This is a genomic window from uncultured Sphingopyxis sp. (genome assembly GCF_900078365.1).
Classification (GTDB): Bacteria; Pseudomonadota; Alphaproteobacteria; order Sphingomonadales; family Sphingomonadaceae; genus Sphingopyxis.
In genome coordinates this window covers 35,159-55,453 of sequence record NZ_LT598653.1, presented here as the reverse complement: position 1 = coordinate 55,453, position 20,295 = coordinate 35,159, and the positions used below count along the sequence as shown (strand labels likewise).

Annotated in this window: 17 protein-coding genes; 10 read left to right on the top strand and 7 right to left on the bottom strand. The window is 65.9% G+C overall.

Going from position 1 to position 20,295, the window contains the following annotated elements; translation table 11 throughout:
* The first annotated feature begins 113 nt into the window (after positions 1–113).
* The 5 genes from QZL87_RS00235 to QZL87_RS00215 all read left to right on the top strand — a co-directional run bounded on the left by QZL87_RS00235 (position 114) and on the right by QZL87_RS00215 (position 8,032).
* Positions 114–1,115, top strand: a complete 1,002-nt coding sequence (locus tag QZL87_RS00235; RefSeq protein ID WP_295322380.1) for a pyridoxamine 5'-phosphate oxidase family protein — start codon at positions 114–116, stop codon at positions 1,113–1,115.
* Positions 1,116–1,310: 195 nt separating this feature from the next.
* Positions 1,311–2,186 (top strand): Ku protein, encoded by an 876-nt coding sequence (locus QZL87_RS00230; RefSeq protein ID WP_295322379.1) that lies wholly within the window; start codon positions 1,311–1,313, stop codon positions 2,184–2,186.
* Positions 2,186–2,683, top strand: coding sequence for an MgtC/SapB family protein (locus QZL87_RS00225; RefSeq protein WP_295322376.1), 498 nt, complete (start codon positions 2,186–2,188; stop codon positions 2,681–2,683). The genes QZL87_RS00230 and QZL87_RS00225 overlap by 1 nt, the downstream gene beginning before the upstream one ends.
* Complete coding sequence (ligD, locus tag QZL87_RS00220; RefSeq protein ID WP_295322373.1) at positions 2,670–5,174, top strand: DNA ligase D; 2,505 nt, start codon at positions 2,670–2,672, stop codon at positions 5,172–5,174. The genes QZL87_RS00225 and ligD overlap by 14 nt, the downstream gene beginning before the upstream one ends.
* 191 nt (positions 5,175–5,365) lie before the next feature.
* On the top strand, positions 5,366–8,032 hold the full coding sequence (locus QZL87_RS00215) for a TonB-dependent receptor (protein WP_295322372.1): 2,667 nt from the start codon (positions 5,366–5,368) through the stop codon (positions 8,030–8,032).
* Positions 8,033–8,053: 21 nt separating this feature from the next.
* On the opposite strand, the gene QZL87_RS00210 is transcribed toward QZL87_RS00215, so the two are convergent.
* On the bottom strand, positions 8,054–8,914 hold the full coding sequence (locus QZL87_RS00210; protein WP_295322370.1) for a helix-turn-helix transcriptional regulator: 861 nt from the start codon (positions 8,912–8,914) through the stop codon (positions 8,054–8,056).
* A gap of 128 nt (positions 8,915–9,042) precedes the next feature.
* On the opposite strand from QZL87_RS00210, the gene QZL87_RS00205 reads away from it, so the two are divergent.
* Positions 9,043–9,816, top strand: coding sequence for an SDR family oxidoreductase (locus QZL87_RS00205; RefSeq protein WP_295322369.1), 774 nt, complete (start codon positions 9,043–9,045; stop codon positions 9,814–9,816).
* A gap of 568 nt (positions 9,817–10,384) precedes the next feature.
* Here the strand turns inward: QZL87_RS00205 and QZL87_RS00200 are convergent.
* Entirely contained in the window at positions 10,385–11,212 is an 828-nt protein-coding gene (locus QZL87_RS00200) for a TonB-dependent receptor (RefSeq protein ID WP_295322368.1), read from the bottom strand.
* Here QZL87_RS00200 and QZL87_RS00195 point away from each other — a divergent pair.
* Positions 11,195–11,701, top strand: a complete 507-nt coding sequence (locus QZL87_RS00195) for a hypothetical protein (RefSeq protein ID WP_295322366.1) — start codon at positions 11,195–11,197, stop codon at positions 11,699–11,701. The two genes, QZL87_RS00200 and QZL87_RS00195, sit on opposite strands and share 18 nt — an antisense overlap.
* 105 nt (positions 11,702–11,806) lie before the next feature.
* Here QZL87_RS00195 and QZL87_RS00190 read toward each other — a convergent pair whose 3' ends face one another.
* The 3 genes from QZL87_RS00190 to QZL87_RS00180 all read right to left on the bottom strand — a co-directional run bounded on the left by QZL87_RS00190 (position 11,807) and on the right by QZL87_RS00180 (position 15,110).
* A complete protein-coding gene (locus QZL87_RS00190; protein WP_295322365.1) occupies positions 11,807–12,376 on the bottom strand; it encodes a pseudouridine synthase in 570 nt (189 codons plus the stop codon).
* A gap of 152 nt (positions 12,377–12,528) precedes the next feature.
* Positions 12,529–14,361 carry a translational GTPase TypA gene (gene typA / locus QZL87_RS00185; RefSeq protein WP_295322363.1) on the bottom strand — a complete coding sequence of 611 codons (1,833 nt, stop codon included), beginning with the start codon at positions 14,359–14,361 and terminating at the stop codon, positions 12,529–12,531.
* A gap of 98 nt (positions 14,362–14,459) precedes the next feature.
* Entirely contained in the window at positions 14,460–15,110 is a 651-nt protein-coding gene (locus QZL87_RS00180; RefSeq protein WP_295322360.1) for a purine phosphorylase, read from the bottom strand.
* Positions 15,111–15,264: 154 nt separating this feature from the next.
* Here QZL87_RS00180 and QZL87_RS00175 point away from each other — a divergent pair, with 154 nt between their 5' ends.
* The 3 genes from QZL87_RS00175 (at position 15,265) to QZL87_RS00165 (ending at position 18,248) form a co-directional block, all read left to right on the top strand.
* The gene (locus QZL87_RS00175; protein ID WP_295322357.1) at positions 15,265–16,221 is read left to right on the top strand and encodes a bile acid:sodium symporter; all 957 of its coding nucleotides are present in this window, start codon (positions 15,265–15,267) and stop codon (positions 16,219–16,221) included.
* 77 nt (positions 16,222–16,298) lie between these two features.
* Positions 16,299–17,510, top strand: a complete 1,212-nt coding sequence (locus tag QZL87_RS00170; RefSeq protein WP_295322354.1) for a toxic anion resistance protein — start codon at positions 16,299–16,301, stop codon at positions 17,508–17,510.
* A gap of 3 nt (positions 17,511–17,513) precedes the next feature.
* Entirely contained in the window at positions 17,514–18,248 is a 735-nt protein-coding gene (locus QZL87_RS00165) for a hypothetical protein (protein ID WP_295322351.1), read from the top strand.
* A 19-nt stretch (positions 18,249–18,267) separates the two neighbouring features.
* Here the strand turns inward: QZL87_RS00165 and QZL87_RS00160 are convergent, their stop codons facing one another.
* Entirely contained in the window at positions 18,268–19,062 is a 795-nt protein-coding gene (locus QZL87_RS00160) for a LytTR family DNA-binding domain-containing protein (RefSeq protein ID WP_295322348.1), read from the bottom strand.
* On the bottom strand, positions 19,059–20,180 hold the full coding sequence (locus QZL87_RS00155) for a histidine kinase (protein ID WP_295322346.1): 1,122 nt from the start codon (positions 20,178–20,180) through the stop codon (positions 19,059–19,061). The genes QZL87_RS00160 and QZL87_RS00155 overlap by 4 nt, the downstream gene beginning before the upstream one ends.
* Positions 20,181–20,295 lie beyond the last annotated feature (115 nt).

The window sequence follows — 20,295 nt, the reverse complement described above, 5'->3', positions numbered from 1 at the left end:
GCCGCCGATCGACGATCGATCGGGACCACGGGCCGCAGGTCATTATTGATTTTTCTTCTCAATAGCAGCAACATGCGCCACGCGACGCACGACGATTTCCGACGGAGCATGGCATGAGCGACATCGACAGCATCGCGGGCCTTGAGGCCATTTTCGGGAAAACGCCTCCCGCGGTGAATCTCAAGGTCATCGACCATGTCGATACCAGCGCGATGCGCTGGCTCGCCGCCTCGCCGCTGATGTTCGCGGGGTTCGGCGACGCGCAGGGAGTCGCCATCACCCTCGGCGGCGGCGCGGCCGGTTTCGCGGCGGCCGATCCCGCGACGCTGTCGGTCCCGCTCGCCGCGCTCGACGATCCGGCGCTCGCGGCGCCGGGCGCCGGTTTCAGCTCGCTCTTCCTCGTCCCCGGCATCGGCGAGACGCTGCGCATCAACGGCCGCGTCGCGGCGGTCGAGGGCGGAGCCGCGCGGATCGCGGTCGCCGAATGCTATGTCCATTGCGCGAAGGCGCTGATCCGCTCGGGCTTCTGGTCGGCCGAGCCGTCGGACGCCGAACCCGCTACGCCGGGCGAATTCGCCGCCGCCGCGCGCTTCATGGCGCTCGCGACGACCGACGCGGCGGGCGACGCCGACCTCAGCCCCAAGGGCGATCCGGCCGGGGCGATGGCGCACATCGCGGGCGACCAGCTCTGGTTCGCCGACCGCCCGGGCAACCGCCGCGCCGACAGCTTCCGCAACATCGTCGCGCAGCCGCGCATCGCCGCGGCGCTGCTGATCCCCGGCACGGCCGAGGTCGCGATTCTCCGCGGCACCGCGATGCTCACCGACGATGAAACCGCGCGCGCCAGCTTCGAGGTGCAGGGCAAGGTGCCGCTGCTCGCGACGCGCATCGACGACGTCGAGATCGAGCTGCGCCCCAGCGCGGCGCTTGCCCGCGCGGCGCTCTGGCCCGCCGCCGCCGCGCCCGCCAACATCAGGCCCGCGAAGATGTTCGCCGACCATGTCAGGCTCAACAAGGACAAGGGCCTCGGCGCGCGCATCGCCGGCGCCTTCGTCTCGGTCCCGGGGCTGATGCAGCGCGGGCTCGACAAGGATTACAAGGACAATCTCTACTAGCGCATCGACGTATTAGCCCCTCCCCTTCAGGGGAGGGGTTGGGGTGGGGGCCCGAAACCTTGCGCAAGGCCGATGGCCCCCACCCCCTACCCCTCCCCTGAAGGGGAGGGGCTTCACCAGGCCTTCTCACTCGCTACTCCACGGAACCCCTCGCCGCGCCGATCATTTGGAGTCGGGACAGCGAAAGGGAGTGCCATGGCCGCACGCGCCTATTGGAAGGGACAGATCCGGCTCGCGCTGGTGTCGATCCCCGTCGAAATCTACCCCGCGACCAAATCGGGCGCCGCGATCAGCTTTCGCCAGATCCACGAACCGAGCGGCAAGCCGGTCAAATATGAGAAGGTCGTGCCCGGCATCGGGCCGATCGACACCGACGACATCGTCAAGGGATACGAGATGTCGAAGGGCAATTACGTCCTGCTCGACGAGGAGGAGATCGAGGCGGTCAAGCTCGACAGCAAGCGCACCCTCGAACTGCTCCAGTTCGTCGACGCGGGCGACATCGACATCCTCTATTATGCCAAGCCCTATTATGTCGTCCCCGCCGACGAGCTTGCCGAGGAAGCCTATATCGTCCTGCGCGAGGCGCTGAAGCGCACGAAGAAGGTCGGGCTCGGCCAGCTGTCGGTGCGCGGGCAGGAACAGCTCGTTGGCTTGCGTCCGTGCGGCAAGGGGCTCGTCCTCGAAGTGCTGCGCTACGCCGACGAGGTGAACAAGGCGGCGAATTATTTCCGCGATGTCGGCAATGCCAAGCCCGACGCCGACCTGCTCGACCTCGCCGAAACGCTGATCGGCAAGAAATCGGGCAAGTTCGACGCATCGGACTATCACAATCATTATGTCGATGCGATCAAGCGCGTGATCGCCAAAAAGGCGAAAGCCAAGGGCAAGCGCGTGCTCGAGGATGTCGAGGAGCCCGGCCCGGTGAGCGGCGGCTCGAACGTCATCGACCTGATGGCGGCGCTCAAGGCGTCGGTCGAAGGCAAGAAAAAGACGTCCGCGAGCGACACCAAGAAAGCCCCCGCGAAAAAGGCCCCGGCCAAAAAGACGGCCCAGCGAAAGCGCGCCTGATGGAGCTCAACGACGCGCTCTGGTGGGAAACGATCGACACCGAGGTGCTGCTGCGCCTCGGCGTCGCGACGCTCGTCGGGCTGCTGCTCGGGCTCGACCGCGAGCTCAAGGGCTATGACGCCGGGCTGCGCACGCACGGGATGGTCGCGCTCAGCTCCTCCTTGATGACCGTCGTCGCGATCGCGCTCTACAACCAGCTCGGCGGCGCCGATTCGTCGATCGACCCCTTGCGCGTCATCGAAGGCATGGCGGCGGCGATCGGCATCATCGCGGCGGGGCTGATCATCGTCAAAGGCGGCGAGGTGCGCAACCTCACCACCGCCGCGCATATCTGGCTGACGGGCGCGATCGGCATCGCGAGCGGTGCGGGCTATTTCGCGATCGTGATCATCGCCGCCGGGCTCGCGCTCGTGCTGCTCGTCCTGCTCCGCTTCGTCGAGCGCCGGCTGCCCGATATGGAGGACGGGCCGGAGAGGAGTGGGGATGTCCCGCGCTGACCCCCTCGCCCAATATAACGCCAAGCGCGATTTCAAGCTGACTCCCGAGCCCGCGGGCAAGGTCGAAAAAGGTGCCGGCAACCGCTTCATCGTCCAGAAGCATGATGCGACGCGGCTCCATTACGACTTCCGGCTCGAAGTCGACGGCGTGCTCAAAAGCTGGGCGGTCACCAAGGGCCCGAGCGCCGACCCCGCCGACAAGCGCCTCGCGGTGCGCACCGAGGATCACCCGATGTCCTACGCCGATTTCGAAGGCGTGATCCCCAAGGGCGAATATGGCGGCGGCAGCGTGATGCTGTGGGACCGCGGCACCTGGGCGCCGGTCGCGGGCAAGAGCGCGAAGGACATCGAAAAGGGCCACCTCCATTTCACCCTGGATGGCGAGCGGATGAAGGGCGAATGGCTGCTCGTCCGCATGAAGCCGCGCGGGAACGAGAAGCGCGAGAACTGGCTGCTCCGCAAAGTGAACGACGCCTATGCCGGCGGCACCGACGACCTCGTCGGGCGCCAGCTTACGAGCATCCTCACCGGCCGCACCATGGCCGAGATCGCGGGCGACGAAGGCGGCGAACAATCGCTGAAGGGCGCGAAGGGGGCGGCGTTCGCGAAGAAGATGGCCGCCGCGGCCGCGCACAACAAAAAGGTCGCCAAGGCGAAACCGAAAGCCAAACTCCCCAAATTCCGCCCGCTCCAGCTCGCGACGCTCGTCGACGCCGTGCCGGCGGGCAACGGCTGGTTTCACGAGATCAAATATGACGGCTACCGCGCCGAGATCGCCGCATCGGGCGGCGACGTGCGGGTCTACACAAGGAATGGTCTCGACTGGACCGACAAGTTCGCGCCGCTCGTCCGCCATATTGCCGCGCTCGACCTGCCGCCGTGCCTGATCGACGGCGAGATCGTCGCCTATGGCAAGGAGGGCAATCCCGACTTCTCCTCGCTCCAGGCGGTGCTCAAGCGCGGCCATGGCGCGCAGGACGAGGCCACCCGGCTCCACTTCTTCGCCTTCGACCTGCTCGAAGAAGACGGCAAGTCGCTGGCGAAGCTCGGCAATCTCGAACGCAAGGAACGGCTCGAAGCCCTGCTCCGCGACGCGAAGGCGCCGGTCGCGGTCGCCGACCATGTCATCGGCGCGGGCGAGACGCTTCACGCCGCGATGTGCGGCGCGGGGCAGGAAGGCATCATCTCGAAACGCGCCGACGCGGCTTACGTCGGCCGCCGCACCAAAAACTGGGTGAAGGTCAAATGCACGCGGCGGCAGGAGTTCGTCCTCGTCGGCTGGAAGCCCTCCTCGACCAGGGCGCGCCCCTTCTCGTCGCTGCTCCTCGCGCAGCACGAGGGCGGCAGTCTCGTCTACAAGGGCAATGTCGGCACCGGCTTCGATGCCGGCACCATGGCCGACCTCGCCAAGGCATTCGCGAAACTCGAACGCAAGACCGCGCCGCTCGAGGTCGACAAAGTCGCCGCACGCAAGGTTCACTGGCTGAAACCCGAACTCGTCGCCGAAATCGCCTTCGCCGAATTTACCGCGAGCGGATCGGTGCGCCACGCGAGCTTCCTCGGCCTGCGCAGCGACAAGGAGGCGATAGAGGTGACCCCCGAAGTGAAACAGCCCGCGCCCGAAGCGCAAAGCGACGTCAGGATCAGCAGCCGCGACCGCGTCATCTTTCCCGAAGCCAAAGCGACCAAGGGCGATCTCGCCGACTATTACGCCGCGATCGCCCCGCTCATGCTCCCGCACATGGCGCGGCGCCCGGTCAGCCTCGTCCGCTGTCCGCAGGGGCGCGCGAAGAAATGCTTTTTCCAGAAGCATGACTCGGGCAGCTTCGGCGACCATGTCCATCACGTCCCGATCAAGGAGAAGGACGGCGGGCACGAGGATTATCTCTATATCGAGGATGCCGACGGCATCCTCGCCTGCGTCCAGATGGGGACGATCGAATTTCACGGCTGGGACAGCCATGTCGAAACCCTCGAAAAGCCCGACCGCATGGTGTTCGACCTCGATCCCGACGAAGACCTCGATTTCGCCGATGTCAAAAAGGCCGCGCTCGACATCCGCCGCCAGCTCGCCGACATCGGCCTCGTCAGCTTCGCGATGCTCTCGGGCGGCAAGGGCGTGCATGTCGTCGTGCCGCTCGATCCCGAGCATGGCTGGGACGCGCACAAGGATTTCTCAAAACGCTTCGCCGAGGCGCTGAGCCTCGCCGAGCCCGACCGCTATGTCGCGACGATGAGCAAGGCGAAGCGCAAGGGCAAGATCTTCATCGACTGGCTGCGCAACCAGCGCGGCAGCACCGCGATCATGCCCTATTCGGCGCGCGCGCGCGAAGGCGCCCCGGCCGCGGTCCCGATCGGCTGGGACGCGCTCGCCGATGCCCGAAAGGCGGGGCAGTGGACGATCAAGGACGCCGGCGAACTGCTCGAACGCGCCGCGCGCGCCGACCTCAAGGGCTGGGGTTTCGCCAGCCAGCCCCTCCCCGCTTTCTGATCGCCGCGGCCGCCTTCGCGAAATTGGTTAGCGATCTAATAATACCAATCAACTACCAAAAATCACCCGATTGACCCTTGAACGGAGCGTTTTTCGCGACGAAGTGAGATTGACCGCAAAATTGGTCCCTATAAAATCTCATGCAAATCAGCAATCATAGCTGATTGGCATCCATGAGGAGGGATTTTGACATGACCAATATGCGATATTGGCTTGCTTCGGCCAGCATTGGTACGCTTCTTTTCGCCGCCAGCACGGCTCACGCGCAGACCGCTCCCGCCGACACCGCGGCCGAAAGCGAAATCGTCGTCACCGGCATCCGCGGCTCGCTCCGCGAGGCGATCGACGCCAAGCGCGACCTGTCGGTGATCGCCGACGTCGTCACCGCCGAGGATGTCGGCAAATTCCCCGACAAGAATGTCGCCGAGGCACTCCAGCGCGTCCCCGGCATCGTCGTCAACCGCGAGTTCGGCGAGGGCGAGCGCGTCTCGCTCCGCGGCACCGCGCCGAACCTCACCAAGACCCTCCTCAACGGCCACAGCGTCGCGACCGCCGACTGGTTCATCCTCGACCAGGTCGCCTCGACGCGCAGCTTCAACTATCTGACTCTGCCCGCCGAGATCATCGGCCGCCTCGAGGTCTACAAGAGCCCGCAGGCCGACGTCGAGGAAGGCGGGGTCGGCGGCACGATCAACGTCATCACGCGCAACCCGCTCGACCTCGACCCGCTCACCCTCTCGGCGTCGGTGCAGGGCGTCTATTCGGACCTGTCGGGCAAGTTCGACCCGCAGCTCTCGGGCCTCGTCAGCTGGAAGAATGACGACGAGACGTTCGGCATCCTCGTCGGCGCGATCTACCAGAAGCGCCGCACCCGCCGCGACGGGCTCGAAATCTTCGGCTATCGCGCCTTCCCCGTCGATGGCGGCGACGCGCTCGTTCCGACCCTGATCGGATCGACGATGTTCGAACAGAAGCGCGAACGCTATGGCGCCAATATCGGCCTCCAGTTCCGTCCGTCGGATCAGCTCGAAATCAACATCACCGGGCTCTACTCGCGCTTCAACGCCGACAATTTCAACCAGAATTACATCGCCTGGGGCGAACAGGCGCTCGCCGGCGGCGGCACGATCGGCAATGCGGTCGTGCGCGACGGCGTCGCGGTGTCGGGCGACATCGCCTCGGCGAACGGCGGCACGACGGGCTTCGGCGTCGTCTATGACGCCATCGACCGCCAGGCGGTCGCCAAGACCGTCTCGGCCGACTTCGACCTCACCTACCGCCCGACCGATAGCCTGTCGGTCCATTTCAAGGCCGGCTGGACCAAAGCGAACGGCGACACGAGCAACGAGAATTTCATGGAGTTCGCCGGCCCCGGCGCGTTCAGCTACGATCTCACCAGCGGCCGCCCCGAAGTGAGCTTCGCCAGCCCCGATCCGCTCAATCCCGCGGGCATCCGTCCCGATTTCGGGCGCATCCAGTCGGTCACCAACGACGATGAAGAGAAATACGCCTATCTCGACGTCGAGAAACAGGTCGAATGGGGCCCGCTCACCGCGCTCAAATTCGGGCTCAAATATACCGACCACGACCGCGCCGCCGACCGCCTCGCGACCAACGGCGGCGTCTTCACCCCCGGCCTTCGCTGCGACGGCGCGCCCTGCACCGCGGCCGATTTCGCGACCGGCGGCGGCATGCCCGGCGATTTTCTCGACAATATCGCGGCGCCCGGCACGCTGACCGACTATTGGCGCGTCGATCCGGCGAAGCTGCGCGCCATCTATGGCGCGGCGGCCGCGCCGGTTACCGAACGCTTCCGCGTTCCCGGCAACGCCTATTCGATCAATGAAAAGGCGTGGGGCGGCTACGGCCTCGCCAAATTCGGCGGCGACGGCTGGCGCGGCAATGTCGGCGTGCGCGTGATCGAGACGAAGCAGACGTCGAACGGCTATATCATCGGCGGCGCCAACCCCGAATTCACCAATCCCTATGGGGGCTTCACCCCGTCGCGCGCGAAACGCTCCTACACCGACATCTTGCCGAGCGCGAACCTGTCGGTCGACCTCTCCGATCAGGTCGTGCTGCGCTTCGCCGCGGGCAAGACGGTGACGCGGCCCGACTTCGTCGACATCACTCCCGGCGTCGACCTCAACGGCACCTTGCTCACGGGGCGCGGCGGCGATCCGAACCTCGATCCCTATCGCGCCAACCAATACGACCTGTCGATCGAATTCTATCCCGACCGCGAGACGATCGTCGCGCTCGCCGCCTTCTACAAGGATATCCAGTCCTACATCGTCAACACGACCTCGACCGAGATCCTGCCCGGCATCTTCGTGCCGGGGTCGGAGCCCGCGGGCTGCGTCGCGGCGGGCGGCGGCAATCCCAACCTCTTCGACTGCCCCTATCAGATCAACCGGCGCAGCAACGGCGACGGCGGGCGCAACCAGGGCTTCGAATTCCAGGTGTCGCGCCCGATCTGGGGCGGCTTCGGCGCGGTGGTCAACTACACCTATTCGGACGCCAAGGCGAATAACGGCGATCCGATCCCGGGCAATTCGAAGCACTCGCTCAACCTGACGGGCTATTATGAGAACGACCTCGTCAGCGCGCGGCTTTCGTACAACTACCGGTCGAAATTCTTCATCGACATCGATCGCTCGGCGCCGCTCAACCAGGCCGCGCTCGCATCGCTCGATGCTTCGGTCAGCGTCAACATCACCGACAATATCGCGCTCACCGCCGATGCGGTGAACCTGACCAACGAGAAGATCGAACAATATTCGGGCACCCGCAACCGCCCGCGCGCCATCTATGACAATGGCCGCCAATTCTATGTCGGCGCGCGGCTGAAATTCTGACGGCCCGGGTCGCCGCCTGCGCTATCGTGCTCCGGCACGGTAGCGCGAAGGCGGCACCCCGAAGCGGCGCGCAAAGGCGGTCGCGAAATGGCTCGGCGACGCAAAGCCCGTCGCCAGCGCCACCTCGGTCACCGGCTCCGCGCCGTGCCACAGCCGCCGCGCCGCCTCGTCGAGCCGCGCGCGCATCACATATTGCCAGGGCGAGAGGCCGAAAGCGTCGCGGAACGCCTCGGTAAAGCGCCGCACGTCCATCCCCACCAGCGCCGCGAGCCCGGCAAGGCTGTGCTCGGCGTCGAGCTGCCCGCGGATCGCTTCGGCAAGGCGATTGCGGTCGGACGCCGACAGCGCGCCGCGCCGCGCCGCCCGGCCCTGATGTCCATATCGTTCGCGAAGATGCCGCTCGATCGCGCCGCCGGCCGCCTGCGACGCCATGCGGGCCAGATCGTCGTCGGGCCCCCGGACCAGTTCCGCAAGACGCGCCGCGGCGCCGAAGAGGAAATCGTCGCGATGCTTCACGCGCGCGGCGAGCGGCGCGTCGGCGAGCAGCGCGGTCGGCACGCTCAATTCGACGAACTCGGCGCGCTTGCCCTGCGCCAAAGCCGCATAGCGGCACGCCGCCGGGATCATCCACACATCGCCGCGCGCCGGGCGCGCCGGTCCCGAAGGCCCGACCGAAAATTCGCATTCCATCCGGTCGAGCCGGCCGCCGAGATGGACGACGACGACATGATGGTCTTCCTCGAACGCCCAGTCGGTCGGCGCCGCCAGATTTTCGGTGGCGGCGAGCACGCCGAGCCGGCCGAGCCGCGCCCGATGCCGTGCGACGACGTCGCGCGCCGAGCGCGGCCTGATGCCATCCCAGACGGTCGCGGTTCCGCTCAATCACCCACCTTGCGAGCCCCCACGACTCGCCATGCCAATATCCCGACGCTGCGCCGGAATTTGAAAGCGGGCAAGGTCAAAGCCCGTTACCCCTTGGCGCCTCCCCTTCCCCTTCATGGAGACAGAAAATGGCCGATCACAGCATCACGGGCAAAACGATCCTCATCGCCGGCGGCGGCAAGAATCTCGGCGGCCTCGTCGCGCGCGACCTCGCGGCGCACGGCGCGAAGGCGGTCGCGGTCCATTACAACAGCCCTGCCTCGGCCGCCGAGACCGAGGAGACGCTCGCCGCGATCCGCGCCGCGGGCGCCGAAGCGGTCGCCTTTCAGGCCGACCTCACCTCCGCCGCCGCGGTGGAAAAGCTGTTCGCCGACACGATCGCCGCGGTCGGCCGCCCCGACATCGCGATCAACACCGTGGGCAAGGTGCTGAAGAAGCCCTTCACCGAAATCAGCGAAGCCGAATATGACGAGATGACCGCGGTCAATTCGAAGACCGCCTTCTTCTTCCTGAAAGAGGCGGGCAAGCATGTAAACGACAATGGCAAGATCTGCACGCTCGTCACCTCGCTGCTCGGCGCCTACACGCCCTTCTACGCCGCCTATGCCGGGACCAAGGCGCCGGTCGAGCATTTCACCCGCGCCGCGTCGAAGGAATTCGGGACACGCGGCATTTCGGTGACCGCGATCGGGCCGGGGCCGATGGACACGCCCTTCTTCTATCCCGCCGAGGGCGACGATGCGGTCGCCTATCACAAATCGGCGGCGGCGCTGTCGCCCTTCTCGAAGACCGGACTGACCGACATCCAGGACATCGTCCCGTGGATCCGCATGCTGGTGTCGGAGGGCTGGTGGATGACCGGCCAGACGATCCTCGTCAACGGCGGCTACACGACCAAATGACCCCTCCCCGGCCGCGCTCGCCGCGGCCGACCGGGACCGCTAAACATTCGTCATTCCCGCGCAGGCGGGAATCCCGCTGTCTTTCTCGCACGAAGCCACAAATTGGAAACTCGTAAGACGGTCGGTTTTGAGGTGGAGAGCCGTCATTCCCTACCTTCGTCATTCCCGCGAAAGCGGGAACCCAGTGTGGGATCGGCCTACGCACGCACTGGGTCCCCGCTTTCGCGGGAATGACGAAGTTATGGGATACTGAGCGTCGCTTTTCGGTCGTTTACAGCTCTTCGTCATCCCGGACTTGATCCGGGATCCATTCCTCCCGACGCCCGCGTGAATGGACCCCGGGTCAAGTCCGGGGTGACGATGAAAACATAGGTCCGCTTCCGGCCGTAAACGGCCCATATCATTACCCTGTTTGCAAAGGATATGATCGCCACCGAATAGGACAGACCCTAATCCGCCCGCCGGTCCGCGCGAGGCCCCTCCTTTGTGGCTTCGTGGTTTTGTGCGAATTCCAACTCCACTTCGGCACGGCGCCACCCCTCAGGCCTCGCCGCGCCCTCCCTTTCGGTCAGAACCGCCCCTCGAAGGTCAGCCCGATCATGCGCGGTTCGCCGAACAGCGCCTGCATCCGGCCGCCATTTTCATATTGATAGTCATAATATTCGTCGTCGAAGATGTTCGTCGCGACCAGATAGGCGCCGAAATAATCGTTGCCGTAACCGACCTTGGCGTTGACCAGCGTGCGCGACGGCACGTTGCGGCCGCCGCTCTGGTCGCGGATGTCCTGAAACTGCGCGCCGCGGTAATTGACGTTGACGTTGGCGCTGAAGCCCGACGGGTGGCGCCAGTCGAAGCCCGCGGCCCAGGTCCAGCGCGGCGCGTTGGCGAATTCGAAGCCCGACAGGTCGAGCACCTGGCCGTTGGTGGTCTGGAAATCGAGGAATTTGCTGTTGGCATAGCCGACCGAGCCATAGATGTTCAGCCGCTCGGTGACGTCGAAATCGCTCTCGACCTCGAAGCCCCAGACGCGCGAGCTGCCCGCATTCTGCGTCTCATAATCATAGACATTGTCGGAAAGCTGGACGTAGACCTGCTGGTCCTTCCAGTCGATATAGAAGGCGTTGGCGTTGAAGGTCAGCCGCCGGTCGAGCCATTGCGTGCGCAGCGACAGCTCGTAATTCCACGTATATTCGGGGTCATAGACATGCGTCGTCGCGCGCCCCGGGTTCACCCCGCTGCCGCCCGAACGATAGCCGCGCTGGATGATGACGGAGAGCGTCTTGTCGGGCGCGAACTCCCACGACACCCCGCCCTTGGGCAGGAAGGCCTTGTAGGTCGTCGTCGATTCGGGGCCGGCGCTGTTCGCATTGTCGACCTGTTGCTGGCGGTAACGCAAGGCCTCGGCATCGCAAAGACGCTTCGGGGCATTGAGAAAGATTACGATGCTGCGGCTTACAAGGCGCAAATCGCTGACCTGATAAATGCTCTAACCGACGCCAAATTGGCGTTGGCGGATGCAAAAGAACGTGCCGCTGATCGCGATAAGGAAATTGAAGGGCTCCGCTCCGCTTTTGAGGCCAAAGGCAATCTGGTAAAAGGCGACGGCGACTATAATTATTTCGCTGGCGACGATGGCAAGCCTATTGGCTTCCCATTATGTCCAAGCTGCGATGCAGACGGTCGCATTGTTCAAATGAAGCAAGATGGCCCTACTCAAACCGCTCGCTGTCCGACTTGCGACAAATCATACAAACCGGTCACTTGCTACTTGATAGACGGCGATACACTTCGAGCGCAGGAATTGCGCCGACAGGCCGAAGGTTTAGCGCGGACGAACGCCATACTGCGCGGCGGTGCTCGCGGGCGTAACGACTGGATGGTGTGATGACGGCGGAACCGGCGTCCGCCATAATCAAGAGGGTCTGCTAATCGTCTCTTCCGATCAATATTGGACGGACCGCCAAGGGCCAATTACTACGAGGCTGGTCATTCACCCAACCTCCCGCCACTCCCCCACCGCCAAATCCCCAATCTCCCACCCCCCGATCCGCCACCGCACCAGCCGCAGCGTCGGATAGCCAACCGCGGCGGTCATCCGCCGCACCTGGCGGTTGCGGCCTTCGGTGATCGTCAGTTCGATCCAGCTATCGGGCACGCTCTTGCGGTATCGCACCGGCGGGTCGCGGTCCCAGAGCTGGGGCGCGTCGATGCGGCGGACAGTTGCGGGACGCGTCGGGCCGTCGTTCAGCGTGACGCCGCGGCGCAGCGTATCGAGCGCGGCGGCGTCGGGCTCGCCCTCGACCTGCGCGAGATAGGTTTTGGGCATCTTGTGCTTCGGCGACGAAATCCGCGCCTGCAGCGCGCCGTCGCCGGTCAGGATCAGCAGGCCCTCGCTATCCTTGTCCAGCCGCCCGGCGGGGTAGACGCCGGGGACGTCGATATAGTCGGACAAGGTCGCGCGCGGGCCGCCATCGCCACCCGCTCCGGGCGCGGTCATGCCTTTGTCGGTGAATTGCGACAGCACGCCGTAGGGCTTGTTGAACAGGATCAGGCGGGACAACGCTTGGGCTCCCGATCAACCCGTCTGCGCCAGACCTTTGTGTTCCCCCGCGAAGGCGGGGGCCCATCTCCTGCTGGTGCTATTTCGAACCCACCGGTGATGGGTCCCCGCCTTCGCGGGGACACACAATTTATTTCGTCGCGAAAGGGCGATTACGCCGCTTCCTTCTTGCGGCTCGCCTTCTTCCGCTCATGCGGATCGAGGATCGCCTTCCTTATGCGGATGTTCTTCGGGGTCACCTCGACCATCTCGTCGTCGTCGATATAGGCGATCGCCTGTTCCAGCGTCATGCGCTTCGGCGGGGTCAGGCGGATCGCGTCGTCCTTGCCCGTCGAGCGGAAGTTGGTGAGCTGCTTCGACTTCATCGGGTTGACCTCGAGGTCGTCGGGCTTGGCATTCTCGCCGATGATCATCCCCTCATAGAGCGCCTCGCCGGGCGAGACGAAGAGGATGCCGCGTTCTTCCAGGGGGCCGAGCGCATAGGCCACCGCTTCGCCATTGCCGTTCGAGATCAGGACGCCGTTCTTGCGGCCCTCGATCACGCCCTTGTACGGGCCATATTTCTCGAACAATCGGTTCATGATCCCGGTGCCGCGCGTGTCCGACAGGAATTCGCCGTGATAGCCGATCAGGCCGCGCGACGGGCCGCTGAAGGTGATGCGCGTCTTGCCGCCGCCCGAGGGGCGCATGTCGGTGAGGTCGGCCTTGCGGATCTGCATCTTCTCGACGACCGTGCCCGAATGTTCGTCATCGACGTCGATGACGACGGTTTCATAGGGTTCGGTGCGCTTGCCGTCCTCGTCCTCGCCATAGAGAACCTTCGGGCGGCTGATGCCGAGTTCGAAGCCTTCGCGGCGCATCGTTTCGATCAGCACGCCGAGCTGGAGCTCGCCGCGGCCCGCGACGTCGAAGCTGTCCTTGTCGGCGCTTTCGGTGATGCGGATCGCGACATTGGTCTCGGCTTCGCGGAAGAGGCGGTCGCGGATCATGCGGCTCGTGACCTTGCTGCCCTCGCGGCCCGCCATCGGGCTGTCGTTCACCGCGAAGCGCATCGACAGCGTCGGCGGGTCGATCGGCTGCGCGGCGATCGGCTCGCTGACGCTCGTGTCGGCGATGGTGTTCGCAACGGTCGCGTTGGTCAGGCCCGCGATCGCGACGATGTCGCCCGCCTTGGCTTCGTCGACCGGCACGCGGTCGAGCCCGCGGAACGCCAGCAGCTTCGACGCGCGGCCGGCTTCGATCACCTTGCCGTCGGCGTCGAGCGCGTGGATCGGCTGGTTGACCTTGACCGTGCCCGACTGGACGCGGCCGGTCAGGATGCGGCCGATGAAATTGTCGCGATCGAGCAGGGTCGCGAGGAAGGTGAAGGGCGCGTCGACGGGCAGGCCCGGCTCGGGGACATGGCTGACGATCGTCTTGAACAGCGGCTCGAGCGTGCCTTCGCGCGCGTCGGGGCTGTCCGAGGCGAAGCCGCCGCGGCCCGAGGCGTAGAGGATCGGAAAGTCGAGCTGTTCGTCATTGGCTTCCAGGGTCAGGAACAGTTCGAACACTTCGTCGAGCACTTCGGCGGCGCGCGCGTCGCTGCGGTCGATCTTGTTGACGACGACGATCGGCTTCAGGCCCAGCGCGAGCGCCTTGCCGGTGACGAACTTGGTCTGCGGCATCGGGCCTTCGGCGGCGTCGACGAGCAGGATGACGCCGTCGACCATCGACAGGATGCGCTCGACCTCGCCGCCGAAATCGGCGTGGCCCGGCGTGTCGACGATGTTGATGCGCGTCGCGTCGGCGCCTTCGCCCCACTCGACCGAGGTGCATTTCGCCAGAATGGTGATCCCGCGCTCTTTCTCTAAGTCATTGGAATCCATAGCTCTTTCTTCCACGCGCTGGTTGTCGCGGAAGGTGCCCGACTGGCGGAAAAGCTGGTCGACGAGCGTCGTTTTTCCATGGTCGACGTGTGCGATAATCGCAATATTGCGCAAAGACATGCGGAAATGGGCCTTTTGGAGAGGGCAACGCGCAGAGCGCCGCGAAACGCCGCGCCCCTAGCAGAAGCAGTGCTGCGGCGCAACAAAATTGCCGGGCATCAGAGCAGCGTGATCAGCCGCTCGATGTCGGCGGCCGCGGCAGCCGCAGCGCGCCGGAGATTCGCCTGAAAGTCGCCGCCGCTCGCATCATTCGCCGCGTCGGTCACCGCCTTGATCGCCGCCCACGGCTTGCCGAGCCGCGCCGCAGCCTGCGCCACCGCGCCGACCTCCATGTCGACGAGCGTTGCGCCGAGCGCCGCGAGGTCGGCGGCGGCGTCGGGGCAGGCGACGAAGCTGTCGCCGCTTGCGATCCGCGCGTGCGGCAGGCCGAGCCCCGGGTCGGCCATCGCGCTGAAATGCGCTTCGCCCGCTTCGCCGATCGGCCATTCGCCGGCGCGGTAGCGGCGAAAGCGGCCGGGCTGACTGGCGCCATAATCATGCTGCACCGCTTCGGCGATCCAGTAGGCGCCCGGCGCCGCGCCGAGCGACCCGCAGGTGCCGGTCATCAGCAGCATGTCGGCGCCGCCGCCGAGCATCCCGGCAGCGAGCGCGGCGTTGACCTTGCCGAGCCCGCAGGTCGCGACGGCGAGCGCATGACCGTGCGCTTCGAGACGGCGGATGGCGAAAGGCCCCGCAGCGCGGGCAGCGGTGCCGGGAAAGAGCGCGTCGGCCTCTTCGGGTAAAGCGGCGAGGATGAGGATATGGGCCATCGCGTCTGCATAATCCAGTTTCCGTTCGTGTCGAGCGAAGTCGAGACACCCGTCGTCAGCACGCGCCTTAGGGGCATCTCGACTTCGCTCGATGCGAACGGAGAAGGGGAGAACAACTTGCCAATCTACGCTCATCCCGCCATCGCTCGCCCCCATGCTGGCCCGTATCTTCCCCGACCGCTTCGTCCCGGTGCTGCTTGCGACGATCCTCGCCGCGAGCCTGCTGCCGGTGCGCGGCGCGGCGGTGCCCATCGCGGGCGGGCTGTCGACCGCCGCGATCGTCTTCCTCTTCTTTCTGAACGGCGTGCGCCTGCCACGCGACGAAGTGCTCCACGGCATTCTGGGCTGGAAACTGCAGGGGAGCACGCTCGCCTTCTGCTTCGGCGGCATGGCGCTGCTCGGGCTCGCGGCGCAGGCGGCGACCGCGCCGCTGCTTCCCGCGACGCTCGCGCTCGGCTTCCTCTTCCTCGGCATCCTGCCTTCGACCGTCCAGTCTGCCACCGCGGCGTCGAGCCTAGCCGGCGGCAATGTCGCCGCGAGCGTCGTCGCCGCGGCCCTGCTCAACCTTTCCGGTGTCGCGCTTTCGCCCCTGCTCTTCGCCCTCCTCGCGGGCAGCGCGGGGGAGATTCACGGGCAAGCCGTGCTGCGCATCGTCTCGATCCTGCTCCTCCCCTTCGTCGCGGGGCAGCTCGTCCAGCCCTGGCTGCGGCCGTGGGTGCTCGCGCATCGCGGGCTTGCGACCTTCATGGATCGCGCCGCGATCGCCATCGCGGTCTATGTCGCCTTTTCCGCCGCCGTCGTCGCGGGCATCTGGGGTCTGCTCGACGCGCGCGAGATCGGGGTCGTGCTCGCCGCGGTCGCCGTGCTGCTCGCACTCTCCTTCGGCGGCGCCTGGGCACTCGGCGGATGGCTGAAGCTCGCGCGGTCCGACCGCATCACCCTGCTCTTCGCGGGGGCGCAGAAGAGCATCGCGGTCGGCGCGCCGCTCGCGGCGACGCTTTTCCCGCCCGCCATCGCCGGCATGGTGCTCGTTCCGATCCTCGTCTATCATATGGCGCAGCTGATCCTGTCCGCCTGGATCGCTCCGGTGCTGCGGGCGGAAAAGGTGTAGTGCTTGAATAACACAGGTCCGCATGCCATATAGGCATACGGCCCATTGGCTGACTTGGGTGGCTGGAAGGAAGACGAATGAGCGAAGCGACCGCAACGACAACCGCGACCGACGAGCTGAAGCTGACCCCACCCGATCCCGTGCCCTCGGTCTCCCCCGAAAAGGCTGCGGGCCTCGTCCCGCTGTCGACCGAACAGAAATCGAAGCTCGGCGAGCGCGTCGACGGCTTCATCGACGATCTCGTCGCGCAGGACGTCAATTCGCCCGCCTTCGGGCAGAAGGTCGACCAGATCACCAACATGGGCCGCAAGGAGATGCTGGAGGCGGCGAGCCATTCGAACCGCTTCCTCGACCGCCCGATCCGCGCGATGGACCGCGACACCGACATCGGCCAGAATCTGATCGAGCTGCGCACGACCGTCGAACGGCTCGACCCGTCGGCGAACGGCAAGCTCATCTCGAAGCGCGGCTTTCTCGACAAGATCTTCGGCGGCAAGATCAACAATTATTTCGCGCAATATCGCAGCGCGCAGACGCATATCGGCGGCATCCTGACCGCGCTCGCCAACGGCAAGGACGAACTCCTCATGGACAATGCGGCGATCGACGTCGAACGCCGCAAGATGTGGGAATCGATGGGCAAGCTGGAACAGATGGTCCACATCGCCCAGACGCTCGACGAAAAACTCGAAGCGAAGGCGAACGAACTCGACGGCGTCGACCCGGCGAAGGCGAAGGTGCTGCGCGAGAACGCCCTCTTCTATGCGCGCCAGCGCACGCAGGACCTGCTCACGCAAATGGCGGTGACCGTGCAGGGCTATCTCGCGCTCGACCTCGTCAAGAAAAACAATGTCGAGCTGGTGAAGGGCGTCGACCGTGCGAGCACGACCACCGTCGGCGCATTGAAGACCGCGATCACCGTCGCGCAGGCGATGACGAACCAGAAGCTGGTGCTCGAACAGATCACCGCATTGAACACGACGACCGCGAATATCATCGACGGCACGTCGAAGATGCTGAAGGACAATACCGCGCGCATCCACGAACAGGCGGCGTCGAGCACGATCCCGATGGAAACGCTGCAGCGCGCCTTCCAGAATATATACGACACGATGGACGCGATCGACACCTTCAAGCTGAAGGCGCTCGACAGCATGAAGACCACCGTCAACACACTGGAGGGCGAGGTCGCGAAGTCGAAGGGCTATATCGCGCGCGCCGAGGGCGCGAGCCAGGCGCAGGCGAGCGTCGGCGGCGCCGACAGCCCGCTCGCCGCGCTCGAAGGCTAAGCGATGAGCATGAGCGAAGTCGACAAGATCCGGATTACCGCCGCTTCGGCGATCGAACGGTCGCGCGAGCGCCGCCGCCCGATCGGCACCAAGAGCGTCGCGCTGCGCCGCCAGCATCTCTACAAGAAGCTCGGCCGGATGCTGATCGCGGGCGGGATCGTGCTAATCGGCGCCGCGGTGTTCGGCGCGCTGATCCAGCCGCTCGGCTTCGTCGGTCTGCTCGCGCTGTTCGTGCTGCTCGTCGGCGTCGCGGTGCTTTTCGGCAAATGGCCGCCCTTCCCCGAACCGCGCCAGGCGGATCTGCCCAAGGCGGACTTGAAACAGCTCGCGGGCCGCACCGAAATCTGGCTCGAGGCTCAGCGTCCCGCTCTCCCGGCTCCGGCGCGCCAGCTCGTCGACGGTATCGGCGTCCAGCTCGACCTGCTCGCGCCGCAACTCCAGACGCTCGACCCCGCGACTCCCGCGGCGGCGAACATCCGCAAGCTCGTGGGCGAGGATCTGCCCGAGCTCGTCGCGGGCTACCAGCGTATCCCTGCGGGGCTGCGTCAGGAAATCCATGCCGGCCGCACCCCCGACGAGACGCTCGTCGGCGGCCTCAAGATGCTCGAAAGCGAGATCGGCAACGCCGCGCGCAGCCTCGCCGCGGGCGAGCTCGACAAGCTCGCGACGCGCGAACGCTATCTCCAGCTCAAATATCAGGGGATCGAGGGCGAGGACGCGGCGGCCGGTCAGGCCTGACGCCGGCGCCCACGATCGATCAGCCGACCGCCGGCAGCGAGCGGAGTAGTTTCTTGGCATAGACGCGTCCCGCGCCGACGTCGGTGCCGTTGCGCAGGATCACCCGCACGCCCCGGTCGGCCGAGCGGCGCACGCTTGCGATCGCGCTGCGCCGCAGCAGCGCGCGGCGATGGACGCGGACGAATTCCGCTTCGGGAAGGTCGAGGTCGGCCTGCGCCGCCCGGATCGATCCGCGCAGCAGATAGGATGCAGAGGCCGTGTGCAGCCGGACATAATCATCCTCGGCGGTGATCATGTCGATGTCGGCGCGGCGGATGCAGGTCAGCACGCCCGCGGTCCCGCGCAACCACAACTCGTCCCCGCCTTGCCGCGCGCCCTGCTCGTGATAGCCCGCGCGCAGATCGTCGATCACGGCGCGCATCTGGGCAATCTGTTCGCGCGCATCGACCGCGGCGAGCCGCTCGCGCGACCGGTCGATCGCCGCGCTCAGCCGCGAAAGCTCGATGGGCTTGAGGATATAGTCGATGGCATGCGCCTCGAACGCGCGAACGGCGAAATGATCGAACGCCGTCGTGAAAATGACCCCCGGCGCGCAATCCTCGGGCAGCCCGCCAAGGACGTCGAAGCCCGTCCCGTCGCGCATCTTGATGTCGAGCAGCACAATATCGGGTTTCAGCTCGGCAATCTTGGCGATAGCCTCGCGGCAACCGCTCGCGGACCCGACATGGTCTACGTCGCGCAGCTTCGCGAGGATCAGCTCGAGCCGGCGCAGCGCGAGCGGCTCATCGTCGACGGTGAGGACCGTCATCGTCATGCGACATACACCAGCGGCAGCTCGATCGTCGCGCGAAAGCGGGACGCGGGCAGCCGCTCGATCGACAGTTTCGCATCCGCGCCAAAGCGATTGGACAGCCGGTCGCGGACATTGCGGAGTCCGGTATGCGTGCCGCAAACGCCCGCAGGCCCGGATGGCGAGCAGCTGTTTTCGACCATGATCGTCAGCCGCCCGGGCTCCTGCCGCACCGTGATTGCGATCCAGGCGCCGCCGGCACCGACCGTTCCGGCGCCATGCTTGACGGCATTCTCGACCAGCGGCTGGAGGAGGAAGGCCGGCACGGCCGCCCGGCCGAGCGCCGCGGGCAGATCGATCCGGATTTCGAGATCGGGATAGCGCGTCTGCTCGATTTCGAGATAGGTGGCCTGCAGCGCGACCTCTTCCGCCAGCGAAATGTCGACGTCGGGATTGGTGGCGAGGTTGACGCGGAAAAAGCCCGCCAGCCGCTCGACCATCGCGTTTGCATCGTCGGCGCGGCCGTCGAGGATCAGCGCCGAAACCGAATTGAAGCTGTTGAACAGGAAATGCGGGTTGATCTGATAATGGAGCGCCTGAAGCTTGGCCGCCTGCGCCATCGTGCGAAGCTGCGCCGAGCGGCGCTCTTCCGCGCGCGCCTCGAAACCATATTGGACGGCGAGATAGAGCCCGACCCACGCCAGAAAGAACCAGGTCCAGGGAACGAGCGTGCGGATCACCGCGCTGCCGTCGATCGCGAGGTGGACCGGCTCTCCCTTCGCATAGACCAAGGCGAAATAGGTACACCAGGCGAAGGATTCGGCCGCGACGAGCGAGGCGAAAAAGACGATCGGCGCCTTCTGGCGCCATGGCCGCCGGCCCAGCTTGCGCAAAATCATGTGAATGCCGAAGCACAGGGCGAGGCCGATCGCCATGAGCAGGAGGCGCACGGCCGTCGCGCGCAGCAGGTGCGGGTGCCGGTCGAGCAGATCGGCGGTCCAGAGCGCCAGCGTGTGCAGCCCCCAGAAGGCGCCGGTAAGCCAGAGGAGCGCCCGCCGCCGCTGCCATTCGAGGCCGCCCGACCGGCCGGCCGCGGCCACTTCATAGACGGTGGTGGATCGAAAGACCGCGGCCTGGTTCATCGCGCGATTATCGCAGGAAGGCGCCAGGCTGTCGACCGACGTTCGGCCGCAGATATCGCGCGTTCACCCTCGCCGGGAGAGAATGGGTGGATGCGCGGACGAAGGCACCACCCTT